General features: G+C 70.0%; 5 protein-coding genes. 4 read left to right on the top strand and 1 reads right to left on the bottom strand.

Annotation, left to right across the window (positions count from 1 at the left end; translation table 11 throughout):
* Nucleotides 1–1,785: alpha-mannosidase (locus ACZ5K7_RS39860; protein ID WP_468921874.1), on the top strand; the 1,785-nt coding region annotated here is incomplete at its 5' end.
* A gap of 95 nt (nucleotides 1,786–1,880) precedes the next feature.
* On the opposite strand, the gene ACZ5K7_RS39855 is transcribed toward ACZ5K7_RS39860, so the two are convergent.
* Complete coding sequence (locus tag ACZ5K7_RS39855) at nucleotides 1,881–2,582, bottom strand: FadR/GntR family transcriptional regulator (RefSeq protein ID WP_351703829.1); 702 nt, start codon at nucleotides 2,580–2,582, stop codon at nucleotides 1,881–1,883.
* Between the two features lie 178 nt (nucleotides 2,583–2,760).
* Between ACZ5K7_RS39855 and ACZ5K7_RS39850 the strand changes: the two genes are divergently transcribed.
* Genes ACZ5K7_RS39850 through ACZ5K7_RS39840 form a run of 3 tightly spaced genes read left to right on the top strand, consistent with a single transcriptional unit; the run spans nucleotide 2,761 to nucleotide 6,387 of the window.
* On the top strand, nucleotides 2,761–3,831 hold the full coding sequence (locus tag ACZ5K7_RS39850; protein WP_468921871.1) for a sugar ABC transporter substrate-binding protein: 1,071 nt from the start codon (nucleotides 2,761–2,763) through the stop codon (nucleotides 3,829–3,831).
* Entirely contained in the window at nucleotides 3,828–5,360 is a 1,533-nt protein-coding gene (locus ACZ5K7_RS39845; RefSeq protein ID WP_468921868.1) for a sugar ABC transporter ATP-binding protein, read from the top strand. Before ACZ5K7_RS39850 ends, ACZ5K7_RS39845 begins: the two co-directional genes overlap by 4 nt.
* The gene (locus ACZ5K7_RS39840; RefSeq protein WP_351703630.1) at nucleotides 5,353–6,387 is read left to right on the top strand and encodes an ABC transporter permease; all 1,035 of its coding nucleotides are present in this window, start codon (nucleotides 5,353–5,355) and stop codon (nucleotides 6,385–6,387) included. The genes ACZ5K7_RS39845 and ACZ5K7_RS39840 overlap by 8 nt, the downstream gene beginning before the upstream one ends.
* The last annotated feature ends 33 nt before the right edge of the window (nucleotides 6,388–6,420 follow it).

The raw sequence follows: 6,420 nt of genomic DNA, 5'->3' as shown, positions 1-6,420 counted from the left end.
ACCTTCCAGTGGGAGGGCATCGACGGCACCCGGATCTTCACCCACTTCCCGCCCGTCGACACCTACAACTGCTCCATGAAGGGCAGCGAACTCGCCCACGCGGCGCGCAACTTCAAGGACAAGGGCCGGGCGCGGCACTCCCTGGCGCCGACCGGCTGGGGTGACGGAGGCGGGGGCACGACCCGGGAGATGGTCGCGAAGGCGGCCCGGGTACGGGACCTGGAGGGCGCGCCGACGGTCGTCTGGGAGACCCCGGAGAAGTTCTTCGAGAAGGCGGAGGCCGAATACCAGGACCCGCCCGTCTGGGTGGGCGAGCTCTACCTCGAACTCCACCGTGCCACCCTCACCAGCCAGGCCAGGACCAAACAGGGCAACCGGCGCAGCGAACACCTTCTGAGGGAGGCCGAGCTGTGGGCGACCACAGCCGCTGTCCGCACCGGATTCCCCTACCCGTACGAGGAGTTGGACCGGATCTGGAAGACGGTCCTGCTCCACCAGTTCCACGACATCCTGCCCGGTTCGTCGATCGCCTGGGTGCACCGTGAGGCCCGGGCGACCTATCAGCGGGTCGCCGCCGAACTCGACGGGATCATCGACGCGGCCCAGCGGGCCCTGGCGGGGGAGGGGGCGCGGAGCCTGGTCTTCAACCCGGCACCGCACAGTCGCCATGGCATCCCCGCCGGGGGCGCCGGCGAGGAGGAGCCGTCCGGGCAGGTGACGATCTCGGAGCGCCCCGAGGGCGGCCGGATCCTCTCCAACGGCCTGCTGCGGATCGAGATCGACGCCCGGGGCCTGGTCGTGTCCGCGTACGACCTGGCCGCCGAACGCGAGACCATCGCCCCCGGTACGGCCGCCAACCTGCTCCAACTCCACCCGGACTTCCCGAACATGTGGGACGCCTGGGACGTCGACGCCTTCTACCGCAACGCGGTCACGCACCTCATCGACATCGATGAGTTGTCGGTCGGCGAGGACGGCCGTTCGGTCCGGATCGCACGGTCCTTCGGCTCCTCCCGCGTCACCCAGGTGCTGTCGCTGTCGCCGGGCGAGAGCCGGCTGCTGATCGACACGGAGGTGGACTGGCACGAGACGGAGAAGTTCCTGAAGCTGGCCTTCCCGCTGGACCTGCACGCCGAACGCTACGCGTCGGAGACCCAGTTCGGCCACTTCCACCGCCCGACCCACACCAACACCTCATGGGAGGCGGCGAAGTTCGAGGCCTGCAACCACCGCTTCATCCACCTGGAGGAGCCGGGCTGGGGCGTGGCGATCGTCAACGACTCCACGTACGGCCACGACGTGACCCGCGCGGTCCGCACGGACGGCGACCGGGGCACGACGACCACGGTCCGCGTCTCCCTACTGCGCGCCCCGCGCTTCCCCGACCCCGAGACCGACCAGGGCGTCCACCGCTTCCGGCACGCACTGGTACCGGGCGCGGGAATCGCGGACGCGGTACGGGAGGGGTGGCGCGTCAACCTGCCGGAGCGAAGGGTGACGGGTGCGCGGGAGGTGGCTCCGCTGGTCACGGTCGACAACGACGCGGTCGTCGTCACCGCCGTGAAGCTGGCGGACGACGGCAGCGGGGATGTGGTGGTCCGCTTCCACGAGGCCCACGGCGGCCGGGCCCGCGCGACGCTGACGGCGGGTTTCGAGGTCGCGGGAGTCGAGGTGACGGACCTGCTGGAACGACCGTTGCCGGACCTTCCCGAGTGGGCGGGAAACCGCGTCTCTCTGCGCCTACGACCGTTCGAGTTGGTGACTCTGCGACTGGCGCGGGTCTGAGCGCCCCTTCAGGAGCCGCGGGGCTGTATCCCTTTGCGGCTACCGCCGCGTGGGCGCGACCAGCCACAACGCACCCGCGGCCGAAGTCCCCGGTCTCAACCCCTCAGCTGCACCCGCAGCCACTCCTCCACCTCACCCACGTGTGAAGCCGCCGCAGCCCTCGCCGCCTCCGGATCCCGGGCGACGAGGGCCCGGTGAATCGCGGCGTGCTCGCGGCGCGTCCTTGCGAACGCCCCCTCCTCCTGAAACCCCCGCCACACCCGCGCCCGGAACGTCCGCGACGACAGTCCCTCCAGGATCGCGGCCATCGTGTCGTTCCCCGCCGCGCCCGCGATCACCCGGTGGAACGCGAGGTCGTGCGCGAGGATCTCCTCCGGGTCGTCCGTCGCGTTCATCGCCGTCAGATGCTTCTCCACCTCGGCCAGCTGGTCGGGCGTGATCCGCGCGGCGGCCAGTGCCGTCGCCGTCGACTCCAGGACCCGCCGCACCTCCAGCAACTCCACCAGCTGCGGTCCACGTGACAGATCGGCGACCACCCCGAACGTCTCCAGCAGGTCACCCGCCTCCAGCTGGGTGACGTAGATGCCGGAGCCGTGCCGGGCCTCCAGGACGCCCAGGACCGTCAGCGCGCGGATCGCCTCGCGCATCGAGCTGCGGGACATGCCCAGCTGGACGGCGAGGTCCCGTTCCGTCGGCAGCCGCTGGCCCGGCTCCAGGCGGCCCTCCCCGATCATCGCCTTGATCCGCTCGATGGCGCGCTGCGTCACCGTGCCTTTCTGCGGGGCCGGTCCGTCCACACCGCTCTCGTCCACACCGCTCCTCCTGTCGCCGGTGCGCCGCAGTCTAACCAGCGATGTGGTCGGACCACTACGGCTCGAATCGCCGAAAAATCGCGTCCAGAGGGTGTTGACGGCATCGAGTGGTCTGATAAGTATGCGGGCATCTGCTCGAACACGCTCGATGAGGAGCTGCCAGATGCCCGGCAGAACACTGGGGAAGCGGAACAGGTACCGGATGATCGGCGCGACGGCCGTGGCCGTCGGCGCCTCGCTCGCGCTCGCCGCGTGCGGCAGCACGAAGGACACCGGCAGCGGCAGCGCCGGAGGCGGCGGCACCGGCAAGGTCGGGGTGATCCTGCCCCTGCTGACCTCGCCGTTCTGGCAGTCGTACAACGACTACGTGCCCAAGATGGCGAAGTCCGAAGGTGTCGAGGCGCTGAAGACGGTCAACTCCAACAGTGACCCCTCCCAGCAGATCACCGACATCAACAACGAACTGAACCAGGGTGTGAAGGGGCTGGTCGTCGCCCCGCTGGACAGTGCGGCCATCGAGGCGGGTCTCGACCAGGCCGAGCGCAAGGGCGTGCCGGTGGTCGCCGTGGACGTGGCGCCCGACAAGGGCAAGGTCGCCATGGTGGTGCGCGCCGACAACGTCGCCTACGGCACCAAGGCCTGCGACTACCTCGGCTCGCACGTCACCAGCGGCAAGGTCGTGCAGATCATGGGCGACCTGGCCTCGGTCAACGGCCGGGACCGCTCCGAGGCCTTCCGGGACTGCGTGAAGAAGAAGTACCCGAAGCTCAAGGTGCTGGAGATCCCCGCCAAGTGGGAGTCCGACACGGCCGCGTCCAAGCTGGACACGCTCCTCAACGCCAACCCCGACATCAAGGGGATCTACATGCAGGCCGGCGGTGTCTACCTCGCCCCGACCCTGCAGACCCTGAAGTCCAAGGGCATGCTCAAGACGGCCGGGCAGAGCGGACACATAGCGATCGTCTCCAACGACGGCATCCCGCAGGAGTTCGACGCCATCCGCAAGGGCGAGATCGACGCGACCGTCTCCCAGCCCGCCGACGCCTACGCCAAGTACGGCATGTACTACATCAAGGCGGCGATGGAGGGGAAGACGTTCAAGCCCGGCCCGACCGACCACGACTCCACGATCGTCAAGCTGCCCAGCGGCATCCTGGAGGACCAGCTCCCCGCGCCCCTGGTCACCAAGGACAACGTGGACGACCCGAAGCTGTGGGGCAACACGGTCAAATGAGCACGCCACTTGTTGAGGCCCGGGACATCGTCAAGCGGTACGGCCCCACCGTCGCCCTCGCCGACGGCCGGCTCACCGTACTGCCCGGCGAGTCCCACGCCCTCGTCGGCCGCAACGGCGCCGGCAAGTCCACCCTGGTCAGCGTCCTCACCGGCCTCCAGGCCCCCGACGAGGGCACGGTCCACTTCGACGGCGAGCCCGCGCCCCCGCTCGCCGACCGCGACGCCTGGCGGAGCAAGGTCGCCTGCGTCTACCAGAAGCCCACGGTCGTACCGGAGCTGACGGTCGCCGAGAACCTGTTCATCAACCGGCAGCCGCTGCACCGGGGTCTCATCAGCTGGCGGCGGCTGCGGAGCGAGGCGGCCGCGCTGCTCGACACCTGGGACGTCCATGTCGACCCCGAGGCGCGCACCGCCGACCTCAAGGTCGAGGACCGCCAGATGGTGGAGATCGCCAGGGCGTTGAGCTTCGGCGCCCGGTTCATCGTGCTCGACGAGCCGACCGCCCAGCTCGACAACCGGGAGATCGAACGGCTCTTCAGCCGGATGCGGGCGCTCCAGGACTCGGGCGTGACCTTCCTGTTCATCTCGCACCACCTCCAGGAGGTCTACGAGGTCTGCCAGACCGTCACCGTGCTCCGCGACGCCCGCTGGATCACCACCGCGCCCGTCGCCGAACTCCCGCGCCGGGCCCTGGTGGAGGCCATGGCGGGGGAGTCGATCGCCGAGCAGGACCACAGCCGCGAGGCGGTGGCGGACGGGTCTCCCGTCGTGCTGGACGCGCGGGGGCTGACCGCACCGTCGTACCGGGACATCGACCTCACCGTGCGCCGGGGTGAGGTCGTCGGGATCGCCGGATCCAGCGGCAGCGGCAAGATCGAGCTGGCCGAGTCCTTCGCCGGGCTGTACACCCCGACCGGGGGAGCCGCCCGACTCGACGGCGAGCTGCTGCCGTTCGGCGATGTGCAGGCCGCCCTGAAGGCCGGTGTCGGCTGTGTGCCGCGCGACCGGCACGGACAGGGACTGGTCTTCGGCATGAGCATCGGCGACAACGCCACCATGAGCGTCCTCGACCGGCTCGGCCGCTTCGGTTTCATCGCCGGCGACCGCAAGCGCCGCTTCGCCGACGAGCTGATCGAGCGCCTCGACATCCACGCAGAGGGACCCGAGCAGCCCGTCTCCGACCTGTCCGGCGGCAACGCGCAGAAGGTCGTCATGGCTCGCGCCCTGGCCTCCGACCCCCGGCTGCTCGTCCTGATCAACCCCACCGCGGGCGTCGACGTGAAGTCCAAGGAGTCGCTGCTCGCCCGCATGGACAACGCCCGCGAGGACGGCACCGCCGTACTGGTCGTCTCCGACGAACTCGACGACCTGCGCCGCTGCGACCGCGTCCTCGTCCTCTTCCACGGCCGCGTCGTCGCCGAGCACCCGGCGGGCTGGCGCGACCATGAGCTGATCGCCTCCATAGAAGGAGTGGACTCCATGCCCGCAGGAGCTGACTCCCCGGCCGAAGGAGCGGACCATGGCTGACACGAAGGCCCCGTCGGCCTCGACCGCCGGCCCCGTGCGCGTGCCCGACGCCCGCGCCGCCAAGACCGTGCTGCTCCGCAGGGTCCGTGAACTCGCCCTCGTACCCGCGCTGTTGGTCCTCCTGATCCTCGGCGCGATCGTCAACGACTCGTTCCTCACCGAACGGAACCTGATCTCCATCCTGGGTGCCTCGGCGGCCCTGGCGATGGTGGTCCTCGCCGAGTCGCTGATCCTGATCACCGGCAAGATCGACCTCTCCCTGGAGTCGGTGGTCGGCATCGCCCCCGCCGTCGGCGCCCTGCTGGTGCTGCCCACCGCGGAGTCCGGCTGGGGCACCGGGTGGCCGGCCTGGCTCGCCCTGGTCGCCGTCCTCGTCGTCGGCGGCGTCATCGGCGCCTTCAACGGCGTCCTGGTGGTGAAGTTCAAGCTCAACGCCTTCATCGTCACCCTCGCGATGCTGATCGTCCTGCGCGGGCTGCTCGTCGGCGCCACCAAGGGCAAGACGCTGTTCGGCATGCCCGACGCGTTCTTCTCCCTGGCCACCTCCACCTTCCTGCGGGTCCCGCTGTCGGTGTGGCTGGCCGCGGTCGCCTTCGGCGTGGCCGGGCTGATCCTCAAGTACCACCGGGTCGGCCGCGCCCTGTACGCCATCGGCGGCAACGCGGAGGCGGCCCGCGCGGCCGGTATCCGCGTCGACCGGGTGGTGCTGGGCGTCTCCGTCGTCGCGGGTGTCCTCGCCTCCGTCGGCGGGATCATGCAGACCGGCTACGTCGGCGCGATCAGCGCCAACCAGGGCAACAACATGATCTTCACGGTGATGGCGGCGGCGGTGATCGGCGGGATCAGCCTGGACGGCGGCAAGGGCACCATGTTCGGCGCCCTGACCGGCGTACTCCTCCTGGGGGTCGTCCAGAACCTGCTCACCCTGGCGCAGGTCCCGTCGTTCTGGATCCAGGCGATCTACGGCGGCATCATCCTCGTCGCCCTCATGATCGCCCGTGTCACCACGGGACGGGCCCAGGACTGATCGACCCGCGTCCCGAACTCCCCTCGACGGAAA

Source organism: Streptomyces sp. NPDC031497, from assembly GCF_055580905.1.
Note: the sequence above shows the minus strand (reverse complement) of the source record. Positions and strands in the feature narration are given on the sequence as shown.

Excerpts from the sequence above, each read along its gene's own strand:
- ACZ5K7_RS39850 (WP_468921871.1), top strand. The coding sequence starts at position 2,761 with ATGCCCGGCAGAACACTGGGGAAGCGGAACAGGTACCGGATGATCGGC.
- ACZ5K7_RS39845 (WP_468921868.1), top strand. The coding sequence starts at position 3,828 with ATGAGCACGCCACTTGTTGAGGCCCGGGACATCGTCAAGCGGTACGGC.
- ACZ5K7_RS39840 (WP_351703630.1), top strand. The coding sequence starts at position 5,353 with ATGGCTGACACGAAGGCCCCGTCGGCCTCGACCGCCGGCCCCGTGCGC.